Below are 15,947 nucleotides of genomic sequence, written 5' to 3'. Positions count from 1 at the left end.
CATGAAGCACGTGATCGCGGGTGTCTTCAATTCGGCGCCAGAAAAACCATTTGTCCTGCGGGAATCTGATAACCTTGCCCTCGAATTGATCGTAGAATTCCGGTGTCGTAAAAAACACAACCTCATGCCCAGAAATTATCTGAATACCGTGTTTGATTTTGTGTCGTTCTGAAACTCTATAAAAGCTCACGACGACGTGACTCCAAGATCTGCCGTCGTTCAGTATAGTCTTTCCCCAGCCGATCACGAGAACATCAGCTTTATCGTCAAATTTGCTGTCCCAGAACTGCCGTATGCGCTCGATTTCCTCCGACGCCTCCGAGGAAATCGTGAAATTGATCGGGAGATACGGTTCTGTTTGCATGGCCCGCTGACCTTTAGAATTGTCGTTCAGCAGCATTCCATGATTGACGACAACTATGTATTTTCTATTATGTAAATATTCACCATGACGATAATTTGTTGAAATCGTAATAATTCCAGAATAATTCCATCAAATTATTGTCGAGATGTTTGTGTGCATATCTGATTTGGTAGGCATACGCCAGAACAGCGGCTATAATTTCGGTGCTGTGCCCCATGATGTCTTGTCTGACACAATGATGACTCTACGGAACTACCTTTCACTGGACAAGACTCAACTCGGTGGCATCGCTCTCGCGGCCTTTGAGCAATTCAAGTCCGATTATACGGATTGGCCAGCCATGGTTGCTGGTGTGTCTCGTATGGGGGATCTTGCCGAAGACGGTGAAATCATCGTTGCGGAGGACGCAGGACGAATTGTCGGCGGCGTCGTTTATGTTGGGCCCCACAAGCCCAAGGCATCGTACTTCGATCCATCTTGGCCGATCATAAGAATGCTCGTCGTGGCACCCGAAGCCCGAGGGCGGGGCCTCGGTCGGCAACTGACCCAGGCCTGCATCGATCGTGCCTCACGCGATCGGGCGCCGATCATCGCGTTTCATACGTCGCCGATCATGGCCGTGGCACTGCCGATGTATCTCCGCATGGGGTTCATCAAGCACAGCGACGCACCCGATATCCATGGCGTGCCCTACAGCATCTACACCAGAGCAGTCGGCTAGACATTTTCGTCAGGCTGTAGAGGATAGGAACGCACGAAGCATAAAAGCCCGTTGGACCGGTCTTTCCCACCCCCGCCCTCATCCTGAGGCGACGAAGCGAAGCGGAGGCCTCGAAGGAGCCCTCCAGCCGGCCGCGCGATCCCTGGAGGGCTCCTTCGAGGCTGCTACGCAGCTCCTCAGGATGAGGGGAACGATTGGGATATTTGTTGGTCGGAACCGTCACGCGGCTGAGATTAGGCAGTCAAACAGGCTGAAAGAGAACTATCCGATTTCGTTTCTTGTGACGAGATGTTCCGTTGAGTTGTGATTTTCGCTTGAATGCCGATGCGTCTATCTGTGAGCGTTCATGTGCTCCGATAGCCCGACCTATATTTCCTGCCTGGCATCTTCGATCAGCTGCGCCAGCCCGGCATCGACCTCCTCGGCGAGCATCTTGCGCTCGGCATCCGTGAGGTCCTTGGCCCAGGTGGTGCCGCCAAAGCCTTCCGCGCAGCGCGCCCGCTCGGAGGCGATGTAGGCCTCGGTCTCGGCGGGCCGCGTCTTCATCGCGTGGACGAGGCCGAACCAGGCCGCCCGCTCCACCACCGCCAGCCGCGCCCGCAGGCGGATCGCCGCCGCCTTGTTCGGATCAATCCCGTCGTCGCTCATGGCTTATCTCCCACATCGTTCTCGGCGAGCCGCTGGATCAGGCCCTGGAGCCGGCCCGGCACCGGCTCCGCGGCGGAGCGCGCGTAGAGCACCCGCAGCTGCCGACCGATCTCGGCCAGGCTCATGGAGCCCTTGGCGATCACCCGGTCGGCCTGGGCGCCGAGGCTCGCCTTCTCGGCGCTGGTGATCTCCTTGGCGGTGAGCACCACCACCGGCACGTCGCCGTCCGGACGGGCGCGCAGCGCCCGCAGGAAGCTGAACCCGTCCATCTCGGGCATCATCAGGTCGAGCAGGATCAGGCTCGGCCGCGTCTGGCTGACCCGCTCCAGGGCGATCCGGCCGTTCTCGGCCTCGTCCACGGTCCAGCCCTCGCGGCCGAGCGACCGGCGCAGGCGCTCCCGGGCATCCGGGTCGTCGTCGACCACCAGGACGCGCGCCACCCCGGGGGCGTCCGGGCGGTAGCGCTCCATCATGCCCTTCAGCCGGTCCCAGTCGATCGGCTTGACGAAGTAGTCGGTGGCGCCGAGCGCCTGGCCGAGCCCCTGCTCGGCCACCACCGAGGTCATGATCACCGGCGTGCCGGCGAGATCGGGATCGTTGCGCACGGCGTGCAGCACCGCCCAGCCGTCCATGCGCGGCATCTCGACATCGAGCAGGATCGCCCGCGGCCGCAGGGCCCGGGCGAGGGTCAGCCCGGCCCGGCCGTCATTGGCGGTGCGGACGTGAAAGCCCTCGCGCTCGAGGAAGCGCTGGAGCAGCTCCCGGGCGGCCGGGTCGTCGTCCACCAGCAGCACCGTCTCGTGCTGCTCGTGCGGCTCGACCGCGGCGGCGATCTCGGCCACTTCCGGCGGCTGCTCGTCCTCGGGCTTGAGCACCGCCGGCAGGCGGATCGTGAAGGTCGCGCCCTGCCCTTCCGTGCTGGTGACGGCGATGTCGCCGCCCATGGTCTGGCAGAAGGCCCGAGTGATCGCGAGGCCGAGGCCGGTGCCGCCGAATTGGCGCGTGGTCGAGTCGTCGGCCTGGACGAAGCGCTCGAACAGGCGGCCGATCTGCTCCTCGCTCAACCCGATGCCGGTATCGGTCACCGCGAAGGACAGCCAGTCCGCCCCCGCGTCGTGATGGCGGCGCACCGCGAGCGTGATGGTGCCGTTCTCGGTGAACTTGGCGGCGTTGCCGATCAGGTTGACCAGGCACTGGCGGATCTTGGTTTGGTCCTGGTGCATCGCGCCGAGGGCTTCGGCATCCGCGTCGACCACGAAACGGTTGCCCTTCTTCTCCACCAGGGACCCGGTGGAATCGCCGACATCCTGGATCAGGTCCGCGACCTCAAAGGTCTCGGCCGAGGCGGTCATGCGCCCGGCCTCGATCTTGGAGATGTCGAGCACGTCGTTGATCAGCGACAGCAGGTGCCGGGCCGCCGCCTCGATCTTGCGCAGGTCCGGCAGGAGGGCGGCCTGGCCGATATCCTCCAGCTCCTCGCCGAGCATCTCGGAATAGCCGATCACCGCCGAGAGCGGGGTGCGCAGCTCGTGGCTCATATTGGCGATGAACTGGCTTTTGGCCCGGTTGGCGGCCTCCGCGGCCTGGCGGGCGCGCTCGACGGCCTCCTCGGCCTCCTTGCGGTCGGTGACGTCGACGCAGGTGCCGACCCATTCGCGCAGGGTGCCGTCCTCGGCGAGGACCGGCACGCCGCGCACCTCCATGGCGCGCCAGACGCCGTCATGCCGACGCAGGCGGTACTCGACCTCGTAGGGCTTGCGCTCCTCGACGCAGGCGGCCCAGGCATCGGCCGCGTGGGCGCGGTCCTCCGGATGGACCGCGTCGACCCAGCCCCAGCCCTGATAGGCCTCCTCGCTCTGCCCGGTATAGGTGCTCCAGCGGACCTGCGGCGGCATCAGCTCGCCCACCGCGTTGGTGTTCCAAATTACCGCCGCGGAGGCGTCCACCAGGGCCCGGAAGCGCTGCTCGGAATCGCGCAGGCGCTCCTCGACGGCCCGTCGGCGGGAGATGTCGGTGTTGGTGCCGTACCAGCGCAGGATATTGCCCGCCGCGTCCCGGTGCGGCAGCGCCTTGGACAGGAACCAGCGATAGATCCCGTCCTTCCCGCGCAGGGGGAACGTGTCCTCCCAGGACTGGCCGAGCATGACCGCCGCCCGGAAGCGCTCGGTCACGGCCTCGACGTGGTCGGGATGGTGGACGGCGCGCCAGCCCCAGCCGCGCATCTCCTCCAGGGTGCTGCCCGTGTAGTCGTACCAGCGCTGGTTGTACCAGACGATGGTCCCGTCGGCCTCGGCGATCCAGGCGAGCTGCGGCAGCGTCTCGGCGAGATTCTTGTAATCGGCATCGGTGACGACGCCTCGGCCGCCCTCGGATTCTTTCATCGGCCCGCCGGTATCCCGTCACCCGCCCCGCGGGGCGCCGGGATTCCTTATACACGCATCGGGTCGGGATCCGACCGGACCTCGACCACAGGTTCCGCGGGCCGCCGGCCGCGCAGGGCATCGACGCTGTAGAGGGCGAGCGCCACCCAGATCAGGGCGAACATCGCCGCCCGGGGCGGCTCCACGTGCTCGCCATAGGCCAGGACGCTCAAGCCCAGCAGGCAGGTCGGGGCGACGTATTGCAGCAGACCCAGCGTGGTCAGCCGGAGGCGAACCGCCGCGGCGGCGAACCAGATCAGCGGCAGCGCGGTGGTCACCCCCGTCAGCATCAGCAGCGCGAGGCTTTTGGACTCGGCCGGCAGGAACGGCTCGGGCGAGAGGACGAGCCAAAGGATTGCGAGGGGCAGGAGCAGCAGGGTCTCGGCCAGGAAGCCGACCAGGGCATCGACCCCGACGATCTTTCGCACGAGCCCGTAGAGCGCGAAGCTCACGGCCAGGGACAGCGACAGCGCCGGCAATTCCCCGGCCCAGAGCACCGCGACGGCGACGCCAGAGGCCGCGATCCCCACCGCCACGGCCTGCAACGGCCGCAGCCGCTCGCCGAGCACGATGCGCCCGAACGCCACGCTGACCAGCGGGTTGATGTAGTAGCCGAGGCTCGCGTCGAGCAGGTGCCCGCGGTCGATGGCGTAGAGGTAGAGCAGCCAGTTCACCCCGATCATCGCAGCCGAGACCGCCAGCAGGGCGTGGCGGCGGCGCAGGGGAAGCGGCAGGTTCAGGCGCTTGCGCGCGGCGAGCGCCAGGGCCAGCCCGCCCGCGAACAGGCTCGACCAGACGATGCGCTCGGCCAGGATGTGGTTCGGGCTGAAGGCCCCGAGCATGCGGAAATGCACCGGGACCAGCAGGCCCCAGCTGAGATAGGCGGCGAGCGCGTAGACGAGGCCCACGTCAGTCCTCCCGATCGACCCGAACCGGCGGACCGAGCCGGGGCTTTACGCCCAGAGGCGCGCGCGGGACAGGGTCGGCGGTGCAGGGCTGACATCCTGCACCGCCGCGTCTCGCGCCCGGTTCAGGCCGCCCGGATGGTCGCCAGGAAGCGATGGACCTCGCCGCTGAGATGCTCGGACTGGCGCGACAGCTCGGAGGCGGCATCGAGCACCTGGCCCGCCGCCTTGCCGGTCTCCTCCGCGGCCGAGGCCACGCCGGCGATGTTGCTGGTCACCTCGCTGGTGCCCTGCGCCGCCTGTCCGACATTGCGCACGATTTCTTGGGTCGCCGCGCCCTGCTCCTCCACCGCCGCCGCGATGCTCGTCGCCACGGACTCGATCTCCTTGATCCGGGCGGTGATCCCGCCGATCACCGAGACGGCGGCGCCGGTGGATTTCTGGATCTGGCCGATCTGCCCCGCGACTTCCTCGGTCGCCCGGGCGGTCTGGTTGGCCAGCTCCTTCACCTCGGCGGCCACCACCGCGAAGCCGCGCCCGGCCTCGCCGGCGCGGGCCGCCTCGATGGTGGCATTCAAGGCCAGCAGATTGGTCTGGGCCGCGATATCGGTGATCAGCCGCACCACGTCGCCGACCTTGGCGGCCGCCGCGCTCAGCTCCTGCACCAGGGTCGCGGTCTGGTCCGCCTCGGACACGGCGCCCTGGGCGAGCTTGGCCGAGCCGTCCACCTGCCGGCCGATCTCCTGGACCGACGAGCCGAGTTCTTCGGCGGCGCTCGCCACGGTGTTGACGTTCGAGGCGGCCTCCTCGGCCGCGGCCGCCACCGTGGTGGATTGGCTGGCGGTCTGCGTGGCGGTGGCGGTCATGCTCTGGGCGGTGGCCTGCAATTCGGTCGCCGAGGACGAGACCTGGCCGATGATCCGGCCGACCGTGCCCTGGAAGCCCTCGGCGAGTTCCAGCATGGTCTGGCGGCGCGCCTCCGCGGCGGCCTCGTCGGCCACCCGCCGGATCTCGGCCTGCTCGGCGGCCTTCTGGGCGACCAGGGCCTTGATGCCCTCCACGGCCCGGCCGATCAGGCCGATCTCGTCGCCGCGCCGTGCCTCGGCGATCTCGGCGTCGATCTCTCCGTCCGCCATGCGCCGCAGAACCGCCGTCAGCCGGCGGATCGGGCGCGTCACGCCGACCACCACGACCAGGGCGCCGCCGACGATGCCCATGACGATGCCGAGGATCGACAGGGTCAGCAGCAGGGTGCGCGTCGCATAGGTCTCGGCGGTCAGGTCGTCGGAGCGCTTCTGGACCGAGACATCCATGTCGTCCACGAGTCCGCGGACGTTATCGGTCAGCTCCCGCCGGATCACGTCCGCCGTCTGGTGTGCCAGCGACAGCGCCTCGGCGCTCTGGCCCTTGCCGGCCAGGTCGCGCATCTCGCGCACGGTCCTGACATAGGTCTCGAGTTGCACGGCGATCCGGTCGGCACGGTCCCGGAAGGTGGGGGCGTCCCGGCGCGCGCCGTCGAGGAGCTTGGTCGCCTCGGGCAGCAGTTCGTCCAGGGTGGCGCCGACGCGGGCTCCGTCCGGCGTGCCGGCCTCGGCCACGGTGCGGAAGGCGACGTAGCCGAGCTGCGCGACGACGCGGTTCAGGCGCGCCATCTTCACCAGCGCCTTGGATTCCTTGTCGAGCAGGACCGTGTAGGCCGCATCGATCGCGACGATGTTCTGCGATGTGTACACGGCGCATCCGAAGAACAACGCGCTCATCAACGCGATGACTGCAAAAAGTTTTGTCGGAATGTTTATTTTCGAGATCAATTCCATTGGAGCCCCCTTGGCGCGATGATGATCGAGCCGGGATGAGCTATGTTGAGTTCTTTCCGCGGCGGCAAGAGAGATTTTCGAGGCTGTGGAAGGTGATGTGCCGGTCAAACGGCGAATTTAATATCCTTTGGCTGAGAAATATTTCGGTAATACGCTGTCGCAGCCTGGGTTGCTTTTAAGTAAAGGAGAAACAATATTTTAATGCTATTTATAGGAGTCGGCTATCGATTTGCCCTGCGGGAGGGCCCGATCAGGGCGCGATCCAGCCGCCGCTCCAGCCGGTCGGGCTCCGTTTCCAGGCCGCCCGGCGATGGCCGCGGCGGTCGAGATAGAGGAAATCCAGGCGCTCGGCCCGCACCATGACCGCGGCGAAATGCGGACGGCCGAGCGTGGCCGCCGTTTCCTCGTCCGGCAGCGTGTAGGCGTCCCCCGTAGGAAGCGCCGTGCCGGGGGCGGGGTCGGCGCCGTAGCAGACCCGGCTCATGGCCCGGGAGCCGGCCCAGGCGGCCTCGGCGACGGAATCGTCCGCGTGGAGCGTGGCCCGACCCTCGATCCGGATCTGGATCTTGCTGGCCTCGTCGTAGGCGGCGAGCGCGCAGGCCGGGTTCTCCAGGATCTCGGCGGCCTTGTCGGAGCGGCGGTCGCAATGGAAGCGCAGGGTGCCGGATTCGGCGTCGGCTTCGCGCAGCACGACCGTGCGCAGCCGCGGGCCGTCGGGCGAGAGGGTCGCCAGGGCCGCCAGGTGGAAGCCGCTGCGGCCCTGCGCGGCGCCGTCGCCCAGGAGCCGCCACAACGCGGCGAAGGTGGCGTCGAGATCGTCGTAGAAATCCGGCAGGGGGGCGCGGGTCATGCGGGATCCCGCTGGCGTCGCTGGCGCTCGCGAAAGATCAGCGCGAGGTTGCGCAGGTAGATGCCGGTGGACAGGCCCTGGCCGATGATGATCACCGGCTCCCGGCGGACGAACCCGTAGACCAGGGTCATCAGCCCGCCCAGGATCGACAGGAACCAGAACGAGAGCGGCATCACGCTCCGGCCAGCCCGCTCACTGGCAATCCATTGCAGGATGAAGCGCGAGCCGAACACCATCTGGGCGACGATGCCGAACACCACCCAGAAATCGAGCCGGGTGACGAACACGTCGTAGAAATAGTCGGGCAGATCGTGGGCGAGCTGGATCAGCATCCGACATCCTGGTCTGCGGGCGCGGCGGCCGGGGCGGGCAGTTCCTGCGGCTGTGGGTCGGCGCGCTTGCGCCGGATCAGCCACCAGACCCCGGCGAGGTCGAGGAGCCCGACCCAGAGCCGGTCGAACAGGCCGTAATTCGAGACGCCGGTGAGCCGGGGCCGGTCGATCACGTCGTGGTGGACCACCAAAAACCCCTCGCGCACCACCAGGGCCGGCATGAACCGGTGCAGGGCATCGAAATAGGGCAGCCGGAGATACACGGCGCGGCGAAACACCTTTAGGCCGCAGCCGGTGTCGCGGGTGGCGTCCTTCAGGATGCGCCCGCGCACGCCGTTGGCGATGCGCGATTGCAGCATCTTGAAGCGCCCGTCCTTGCGCCCGCGCCGCTGCCCCTGGGCGAGGCCGGCCCGTTCGCCTCCCGCCTCCAGGGCGGCGAGCAGGGCCGGGATGAAGGCTGGGTCGTTCTGGCCGTCGCCGTCGAGGGTCGCGATGACCGGCGCCCGGGCCGCCAGGACGCCGCTGCGCACCGCCGCCGACTGGCCGCCGCCGCGTGCGTGCCGCACCACCCGCATCCACGGCCGGCCAGCGCGCGCCGCCGCCAGGGCGTCCGGCGTGCCGTCCGTGGAGCCGTCATCGACGTAGATCAGCTCGAAGCCGAGGGGCGCGCAGGCGGCCTCGATCTCGGCGACCAGGGGGGCGATGTTGCCGGCCTCGTTCTTCACCGGCACGACGACGCTGAGGTTCGGGGCGCTCACGGGGCCACCGCGTAGGCGGTCACGAACACCCGCCGGCCGGTGTTGAGGTTGAAACCCTCGACCTCGGCCAGCGGCGCCGGCGCACCCCGCGCCACCGGCCAGGCGGCGTTGAAATCGTCGCGGTCCCGGGCCTCCACGAACAGCAGCCGGCAGCCGCCCGCCTCCAGGAACTGCCTGGCCGCGGCCCCGTCCGGCGGCAGGGCGAGATCGGTGCCGGTGAGGAAGACCAGGCTCGGCTCCCGGTAGCCGAGGCTCGCGACCTGCGGGTTCGGGCAGGTCATCCGGTCGCGCAGGGCGGCCAGCCGCGGCGAGACCTTGAGGGCCGGCAGCGAACGCTGCGCCACCCCCAGCACCGCCGGCCCGAGCAGGCAGGAGGCGAGGATGCCGAGGATCAGGGCGCGCTCGGGCCTGCCGCCCGCGAAGGCCATCCAGGCCAGAACCGCCACCGCGCAGGCGGCGGCGAGCAGCGGTAGCGCCGCCCAGGGGAGCGTGTGGCTGTCGAGGCGCCAGCCGGCGAGGCACAGGCCGAGCGTCAGCCCGATGGGGATCGCCGGCACCAGCAGGGCCGTCGCCCGCGCCCCCCGCAGCCGCGGGTCGAGCGCGCCGCGCGCCAGGGCCAGGGCGGTGAGGATGGCGAGCCACGGCATCAGCGGCAGGACGTAATGGGGCAGCTTGGTCGGCACCGCCTCGAAGATCAGCCAGGCCGGCAGAACGGACGCGATCAGGAAGGCGAAGGCCGGCTCGCGCCGGGCGCGCCAGGTGAGCGGCAAACTCATCGCCGCGAAGGCCGCCCCCGGCCAGAACGTCGCGAAGAAGGAAAGCGCGTAGGCCCCGGGGGGCGCCCAATGCCGCTCGGCCGCACCGCCGACCTTGGCCAGCATGTCGTGACCCACCGCCTCCGCGTAGAAGGCGCCGCCGCTCTTCCAGGCGATGGCCGCGAACCACGGCGCCACCAGCAGGAGCGTCAGCGCCAAGCCAGCCCCGGGCCTCAGGGCGAGCAGCCAGCGGCCGGACCGCGCCACCACCGACAGGATCAGCGCCGGCAGCACCACGAACAGCGGCACCATCGGCCCCTTGATCAGGATGCCGAGCGCCATCCCGAGCCAGAAGGCCGGGAAGACCGCGCGGCTCACGGTTCCGCCGGCCCGGGATGCCAGCCACACCCGGGCGAGCGCCCCGAGGCTCGCGGTAGCGCAGGCGGCGAGCAGGGCGTCGGTCTTGGCGAGATGCGCCTCGGCCGAGAGCATCAGCCCGGCGGCGTACAGGGCGGCAGCCAGCAGGGCGAGCCGGCGGGGCAGGAACGCCAGGGCGGCCCAGTAGGCGAGCAGCACCGAGGCGGTGGCGCCGATCAGCGACGGGATGCGGTACAGGGCGATCTGCCGGCGCGCGTCGGGGACGCCGAGCGCTTCGCCTGCCGCCACGGCGGCCGCCTGCGCCCAGTAGATCCCCACCGGCTTCTTGTGCCGGGCCTCCCCCTGGAAGCGGATGTCGACGAGGTCGCCGCTCTCCAGCATCTGCTTGGAGGCCTGGGCGAAGCGCGGCTCGTCCCGGTCCATCGGCTGGAGCGAGATCTGGCCGGGCAGGAACAGCAGCAGGCACAAAGCCAGCAGGGCCGCCGCGGCCCGGGCATGGGTGAGGCTCAGCGCGTCGAGCCCGCGGCCGATCCGGTCGACAGAAGCGAGGCGCGGGACGCCGCCGGCGGAAAGGCTCGTGGTCATGCCCGGCCGGTCAATCAGGATCGGACGGGAAGGTCAAATATGCGGCGCGCGCGGCAACGGCTCCCGGCAGGCGAAGAGTCGAGGCTGCATCGTTCCGGTCGCGACATCAGGGACGATGCGTGATGGCGACGTGCGTCAATTGCCTCCGGCAGAGCAGGAGGCGGCCACGTCGGACGTCAATAGGCTGCGGTGAACCGGCTGCGGCTGTGGCGGTGCTGTTCAAGCTCGTCGGCCATTGCAATGGCGTAGTCCGCGAAACTGATCTTGCTGTCGCCTGCTTCATCGACGACGAGCTGGTCACCGCCGATCCGGAACGTGCCGGTGCGGGGGCCTTCGAAGATAAGCGCGGCCGGCGAGAAAAACGTCCAATCGATCAGGCTCTCCCCGCGCAGGACCTCGAGGAAGGCGATGCCGCCGGCTGCGGGTTCCCGCCACGCCGCAGGAAAATCAGGGGAGTCGAACAGCCGTTTGCCCGGCGCGACCTCAAGGCTTGCCGCCCCGCCCGTCACCAGCAGGCGATTGACGCCGCTTTCTTTCAGTGCGGTCAACAGGGTCTCGGCAGGAACATCAAAGTGAAGCGCGCTGATGACCGCATCGCTGCCCCGGATCAACGCTGCCAATGCTTCAGGATCGGAGGCATCGCCGCCGATGGGCTGGATGGAATCCGCCTTCGGGATGGCGTCGGGCTTGCGGGCGATCGCGCGGACGTGATGGCCGCGCGCTGCAAGCTCCTTGACGATTTCCGAGCCGGCACGACCGCTCGCACCCAGAACCGCAACGTTCATCACAGTCTTCCTTTCGGTTTCCCTTAGGACCAACGTGGTCTATAGGAACCAACCATGCAAGACGGCACTTTTTTATCTCCTGGTCACCTTCAGGAAACCTGCACAGGCAACGCCAATGTACGCGATTGCCCCACCCGCCAGTTGCTAGATCTCATCGGGGACAAATGGAGTGTCCTGATCCTGTTGCTGCTCGGTCGGGAGGAGACACGCTTCAGCCGGTTGAAGCAGCGGATCGAGGGCATATCGCAAAAGATGCTGAGCCAGACGCTCCGGTCGCTGGAGCGCGACGGATTGGTCACTCGTCATGCGGTCGCGACGGTGCCGGTGACGGTCAGCTACCGCATTGCACCGCTCGGTCGAGAACTTATCGCTGCCTTGCAACTGATGATCGATTGGGCCGAGACGCGCATGTCAGATGTCGCAGAGGCGCAGCGGGCATTCGATCAGCGTGCTTCAGGCGCTGCGACACGATTCCCGTGATCGTCCGCGCGATGACGGGACGCGCCGTCAGGACGCCGCCCGCAGCCGGGCGAAGCCGGCATCGAGATCGGCCTGGAGGTCGGCGACGTCCTCCAGCCCGATATGGAAGCGCAGGGCCGGGCCCCCCGGCGCCCATCGGGTGGCGGTCCTGTAGGGCGTGCAGTCGAACGGGATCACCAGGCTCTCGAAGCCGCCCCAGGAAAAACCCATCCCGAACAGCTCCAGCCCGTCCAGCATCGCGGCGACCGCCGCCTCGGGCACGGGCTTGAGGATCACCCCGAACAATCCGGAGGCGCCGGCAAAGTCGCGCTTCCAGATGTCATGGCCGGGATCCTCCGGCAGGCCGGGATGCAGCACCCGCAGCACCTCCGGCCGAGCCTGGAACCAGCGGGCCATCTCGAGCCCGACGCGGCCGTGCTCGCGCAGACGCAGCGCCATGGTCCGCATGCCCCGGAGCGCCAGGAAGATGTCCTCCGCGCCAGCACAGGGCGCCAGATGGTCGAAGGTGCGCCGCAGGGGCGGGTAATAGGCGGCGTTGGCGGAGGCCAGGCCGATCAGCAGATCCGAGCCGCCGCTCAGGTACTTGGTCCCGGCTTCGACCGCGATATCGACCCCGCGCTCGTGGGGCGGGAACAGCAGCGGCGTCGCCCAGGTGTTGTCCATGATCACGCAGGCGCCCTGGGCATGCGCGACCGCGGCGATCGCCGGGACGTCCTGCATCTCGAAGCTCTGCGAGCCCGGCGCCTCGACCAGCACCGCCTTGGTGTTCGGGCGCATCAACTCGGCGATGCCGGCCCCCACGGTCGGATCGTAATAGGTGACCGCGACCCCGAACCGGGCCAGGACCCCGTCGCAGAACTGCCGGGTCGGGCGGTAGGCGGAATCGGTCACGAGCAGATGGTCGCCCGCCGAGACCGCCGCCATCAGGGCGACGGTCAGCGCCGACAGGCCCGAGGGCGTCACGATCGTGCCGGCGGCGCCGGCGAGCTCCGTCCAGGCCTCGGTCAGCGAATCCATCGTGGGCGTCGCCGAGGTGCCGTAATTGTAGCGCCCGCGCCGATGCTTGATCGCGTCGTAGGTCGGGTAGAGCACGGTCGAGCCGCGATAGATCGGCGTGTTGACGAAGCCGTGCTGCGCGCCCGGATCCCGGCCGGCATGGACGAGGCGCGTCGCCGCCCCGAACTTTTCTTTCGACTCGGGCTTGGGCGTCAGGGACATTGTGGCTCGACGATCGCGTTGCGCTGCGAAACACGAAGCCCGTGGGCTGGGGCGAGGTCAAGCCTGCGCTGATCGGCGCGACGGCTGCACGTTCTGCAGATTGACCGTCGAGAGCGGGGTTGATATCAAAATGTGATATTGGGATACGCGATACCGAGTGACGCGTGAACAGCCGGCATACGCGAACTTTGCGCGCCATCTACAAGGATCCTGTGCCGGCCTCGATAGAGTGGCAGGCGATTGAAAGCTTGCTGCTCGCAGTCGGATGTCGGCTTATCGAAGGGACCGGGTCACGGGTGCGTTTCGAGTACAGAGGCGTCGTAGCCGCTTTCCATCGGCCGCATCCAGCCAAGGAGGCTGCGCGCTATCAGGTGCGCGCCGCGCGCGAGTTTCTCACCAAAATCGGGGTCAGACCGGGAGAGGCAGCGTGAACACGATGACCTATCAGGGCTTCCGTGCCCGCGTGGCGTTTGACGAAGTGGATGATCTGTTCGTTGGCCAAATTGCCGGTATCAACGACGTGATCAGCTTTCACGGTGAGACCGTACCCGAGCTGAAGGCTGCGTTTCATGAGGCCGTGGACGACTACATTGCGGCTTGCCGAGCGATCGGCAAAGAGCCGGAGAAGGCCTATTCCGGCAAGCTGATGCTCCGGATCGACCCAGATATCCATGCGCAGGCTGCTCTTGCGGCAGAACTCGCCGGGACAAGCCTCAACCAGTGGGCTGAGGATGTCCTGCGTCGCGCGGGCTCAGAACGCATGGCGGCCGTTACTGAGGAGGCATGACCGGCTTCCGCCGGTCTGCCCCCACCGCTCACGGCTTCTCCGCCGGATCGGAGACCGCGGCCTCCTCGTAAGCTTGCATCCAGCCGGCATGCTCTTCGGAGCCTTCCGGATAGGGGCATTCGCTCGCGGGCTTACCGTAGAGGCGCGCGTTGCGGCCCTGGATGAACGGGCTGTCGCTCGCGGTGGCCTGGACGTTCGTCAATATCGCCTCCCGAACATTGGCTCCCATCCCGGAGATTTGGGTGGGCTTCGTTAACGGGCCGGCGGGTAATCTGTTGCCGTCTCAAGTCGCGTTCCGGGTCGTCTGCGTGCGTATCCTGCGTTCTCTCCTCGGCGGCGTCCTCGTGCTGGTCTCGACGGCGGTCGTCGCCTTCGTCAGCGCCGACCGGCTGGCCCATCTGGCGCCGGCCGCGCCCGTGCGCGCCGCACAGGCCGAGCCCTCCGCCACCGGCTCGCTGCCGGCGCCGGTGAAGGCCGCGCCCGCGGCGAAGCCGGCCGCGCCCGGCATCCCGAACGGGTTCGACACCGAGCGGCTGCACGCCCTCATGCGCGGCGATCCGATCCTGCCGGGGCGCTGAGCGGGCGGGAAGCCCGGGGCTCTGCCCCGGACCCCGCCAAAGGACTCGCCCTTTGGGAACCCGTTACCGGGCGGTGCGGAACACCTGCAGGTCGAGGTCGCGGACCTTCTTGCGCAGGGTGTTGCGGTTGACCCCCAGCAGTTCCGCGGCGCGGATCTGGTTGCCCCGTGTGGCGGCGAGCGCCGCGCCGATCAGCGGGCCTTCGATCTCCCGCAGGATCCGGTGATAGAGACCGGGCGGGGGCAGCGTGTCGCGGTAGCCGGAGAAATAGTCCGACAGGTGGCGCTCCACCGCGCTCGACAGGCTCTCGGATTCGCCGTTGGCCTTGCGGGTGCCGCCGCTGCCGTTGGTGGAGGACGGGGCGGCGAGCGGCAGGGTGTCGAGCTCGGCCTCGATCACCGGGCCGGTGATCGTCTCCTGCGGATAGAGCGCGGCCAGCCGCCGGACGAGGTTCTCCAGCTCGCGGACGTTGCCCGGCCAGCGGTAGCGCTTGAGCCGCTCCATGGCGTCGCCGTCCAGCGTCTTGCGGGTCAGGCCCTCGCGCTCGACCAGCACGAAGAAGTGGCGGATCAGGTCCGGCACGTCCTCGGACCGCTCGCGCAGGGCCGGCAGCCGCAGCGGCACGACGTTCAGCCGGAAGAACAGGTCCTCGCGGAAGATGCCCTGCTGGATCGAGATCCGCAGGTCCTTGTTGGTCGCCGCGATGATCCGGACGTTGGTCTTGATCGGAACCCGGCCGCCGACCGTGGTGTACTCGCCCTGCTGAAGCACGCGCAGCAGCCGGGTCTGGGCCTCCATCGGCATGTCGCCGATCTCGTCGAGGAACAGGGTGCCGCCCTCGGCCTGCTCGAACCGGCCGGCCGAGCGCTGGAGCGCGCCGGTGAAGGCGCCCTTCTCGTGGCCGAACAGCTCGGATTCGATCAGGTCGCGCGGGATCGCGGCCATGTTGACCGGCACGAACGGGCCGGTGCGGCGGCGGCCGTAATCGTGCAGCGCCCGGGCGACCAGCTCCTTGCCGGTCCCGGACTCGCCGGTGATCATCACGGTCAGGTCGGTGGGCATCAGCCGGGCGAGCGCCCGGTAGATCTCCTGCATGGCGGGCGAGCGCCCGACCAGCGGGATGTCCTCGTTCTCCGGCGGCGCCCCGGCCGGCGCGGTCCCGCGAGGACGCGAAAGGGCGCGGCCGACGATGGCGATCAGCTCCTTGAGGTCGAAGGGTTTCGGCAGGTACTCGTAGGCGCCGCGCTCGGAGGCGCGGATCGCCGTCATGAAGGTGTTCTGCGCGCTCATGACGATGATCGGCAGCTCCGGCCGCACCCGCTTGATGCGCGGCAGCAGGTCGAACACGTTCTCGTCGGGCATCACCACGTCGGTGATGACCAGGTCGCCCTCCCCTTGCGCGACCCAGCGCCACAGGGTGGCGCAATTGCCCGTCGAGCGGACTTCGTAGCCCGCCCGGGACAGTGCCTGGTTCAGCACCGTGCGGATGGCGGCGTCGTCGTCGGCGACGATGATGTGGCCGTTCGGCATGACTCTCTACTCAGACCTCCGGCCGGGCGGCCGAGA

Annotated in this window: 17 protein-coding genes; 5 read left to right on the top strand and 12 right to left on the bottom strand. The window is 68.2% G+C overall.

Annotation, left to right across the window (positions count from 1 at the left end):
* Positions 1–530 precede the first annotated feature (530 nt).
* A complete protein-coding gene (locus BM228_RS18825; protein ID WP_244537208.1) occupies positions 531–1,085 on the top strand; it encodes a GNAT family N-acetyltransferase in 555 nt (184 codons plus the stop codon).
* 366 nt (positions 1,086–1,451) lie between these two features.
* Here the strand turns inward: BM228_RS18825 and BM228_RS18815 are convergent, their stop codons facing one another.
* The 9 genes from BM228_RS18815 to BM228_RS18775 form a co-directional block, all read right to left on the bottom strand.
* Complete coding sequence (locus BM228_RS18815) at positions 1,452–1,733, bottom strand: hypothetical protein (RefSeq protein ID WP_007562909.1); 282 nt, start codon at positions 1,731–1,733, stop codon at positions 1,452–1,454.
* Entirely contained in the window at positions 1,730–4,114 is a 2,385-nt protein-coding gene (locus BM228_RS18810) for a response regulator (protein ID WP_092043026.1), read from the bottom strand. Before BM228_RS18810 ends, BM228_RS18815 begins: the two co-directional genes overlap by 4 nt.
* Before the next feature lie 47 nt (positions 4,115–4,161).
* Entirely contained in the window at positions 4,162–5,061 is a 900-nt protein-coding gene (rarD, locus tag BM228_RS18805) for an EamA family transporter RarD (protein ID WP_092043025.1), read from the bottom strand.
* 122 nt (positions 5,062–5,183) lie between these two features.
* Positions 5,184–6,875, bottom strand: coding sequence for a methyl-accepting chemotaxis protein (locus BM228_RS18800; RefSeq protein WP_092043023.1), 1,692 nt, complete (start codon positions 6,873–6,875; stop codon positions 5,184–5,186).
* A gap of 250 nt (positions 6,876–7,125) precedes the next feature.
* Positions 7,126–7,725, bottom strand: coding sequence for a pyridoxamine 5'-phosphate oxidase family protein (locus BM228_RS18795; RefSeq protein ID WP_092043022.1), 600 nt, complete (start codon positions 7,723–7,725; stop codon positions 7,126–7,128).
* Entirely contained in the window at positions 7,722–8,057 is a 336-nt protein-coding gene (locus tag BM228_RS18790; RefSeq protein WP_092043020.1) for a lipid-A-disaccharide synthase N-terminal domain-containing protein, read from the bottom strand. Before BM228_RS18790 ends, BM228_RS18795 begins: the two co-directional genes overlap by 4 nt.
* Positions 8,051–8,815, bottom strand: coding sequence for a glycosyltransferase family 2 protein (locus tag BM228_RS18785; protein WP_092043019.1), 765 nt, complete (start codon positions 8,813–8,815; stop codon positions 8,051–8,053). The genes BM228_RS18790 and BM228_RS18785 overlap by 7 nt, the downstream gene beginning before the upstream one ends.
* Entirely contained in the window at positions 8,812–10,533 is a 1,722-nt protein-coding gene (locus tag BM228_RS18780) for an ArnT family glycosyltransferase (RefSeq protein ID WP_092043017.1), read from the bottom strand. Before BM228_RS18780 ends, BM228_RS18785 begins: the two co-directional genes overlap by 4 nt.
* Before the next feature lie 176 nt (positions 10,534–10,709).
* Positions 10,710–11,318, bottom strand: coding sequence for an NAD(P)-dependent oxidoreductase (locus tag BM228_RS18775; protein ID WP_092043015.1), 609 nt, complete (start codon positions 11,316–11,318; stop codon positions 10,710–10,712).
* A gap of 54 nt (positions 11,319–11,372) precedes the next feature.
* Between BM228_RS18775 and BM228_RS18770 the strand changes: the two genes are divergently transcribed.
* Complete coding sequence (locus tag BM228_RS18770) at positions 11,373–11,798, top strand: winged helix-turn-helix transcriptional regulator (RefSeq protein WP_092043013.1); 426 nt, start codon at positions 11,373–11,375, stop codon at positions 11,796–11,798.
* 27 nt (positions 11,799–11,825) lie between these two features.
* Here the strand turns inward: BM228_RS18770 and metC are convergent, their stop codons facing one another.
* The gene (metC, locus tag BM228_RS18765) at positions 11,826–13,016 is read right to left on the bottom strand and encodes a cystathionine beta-lyase (RefSeq protein WP_092043012.1); all 1,191 of its coding nucleotides are present in this window, start codon (positions 13,014–13,016) and stop codon (positions 11,826–11,828) included.
* 164 nt (positions 13,017–13,180) lie between these two features.
* Here metC and BM228_RS18760 point away from each other — a divergent pair, with 164 nt between their 5' ends.
* The gene (locus tag BM228_RS18760) at positions 13,181–13,447 is read left to right on the top strand and encodes a type II toxin-antitoxin system HicA family toxin (protein WP_092043010.1); all 267 of its coding nucleotides are present in this window, start codon (positions 13,181–13,183) and stop codon (positions 13,445–13,447) included.
* A complete protein-coding gene (locus tag BM228_RS18755) occupies positions 13,444–13,803 on the top strand; it encodes a type II toxin-antitoxin system HicB family antitoxin (RefSeq protein ID WP_092043009.1) in 360 nt (119 codons plus the stop codon). Before BM228_RS18760 ends, BM228_RS18755 begins: the two co-directional genes overlap by 4 nt.
* 28 nt (positions 13,804–13,831) lie before the next feature.
* On the opposite strand, the gene BM228_RS18750 is transcribed toward BM228_RS18755, so the two are convergent.
* Positions 13,832–14,005, bottom strand: a complete 174-nt coding sequence (locus BM228_RS18750) for a ribosome modulation factor (protein ID WP_243946381.1) — start codon at positions 14,003–14,005, stop codon at positions 13,832–13,834.
* A 73-nt stretch (positions 14,006–14,078) separates the two neighbouring features.
* On the opposite strand from BM228_RS18750, the gene BM228_RS18745 reads away from it, so the two are divergent.
* A complete protein-coding gene (locus tag BM228_RS18745) occupies positions 14,079–14,381 on the top strand; it encodes a hypothetical protein (protein ID WP_244537207.1) in 303 nt (100 codons plus the stop codon).
* 63 nt (positions 14,382–14,444) lie between these two features.
* Here the strand turns inward: BM228_RS18745 and ntrC are convergent, their stop codons facing one another.
* Positions 14,445–15,911: a nitrogen regulation protein NR(I) gene (gene ntrC / locus BM228_RS18740; protein WP_092043005.1), complete on the bottom strand. Its 1,467-nt coding sequence runs from the start codon at positions 15,909–15,911 to the stop codon at positions 14,445–14,447.
* Positions 15,912–15,947: the final 36 nt, after the last annotated feature.

The sequence above is a fragment of the Methylobacterium pseudosasicola genome (assembly GCF_900114535.1).
In the GTDB taxonomy this organism is placed as follows: domain Bacteria; phylum Pseudomonadota; class Alphaproteobacteria; order Rhizobiales; family Beijerinckiaceae; genus Methylobacterium; species Methylobacterium pseudosasicola.
This window is presented reverse-complemented; position numbering and strand designations above follow the sequence as displayed.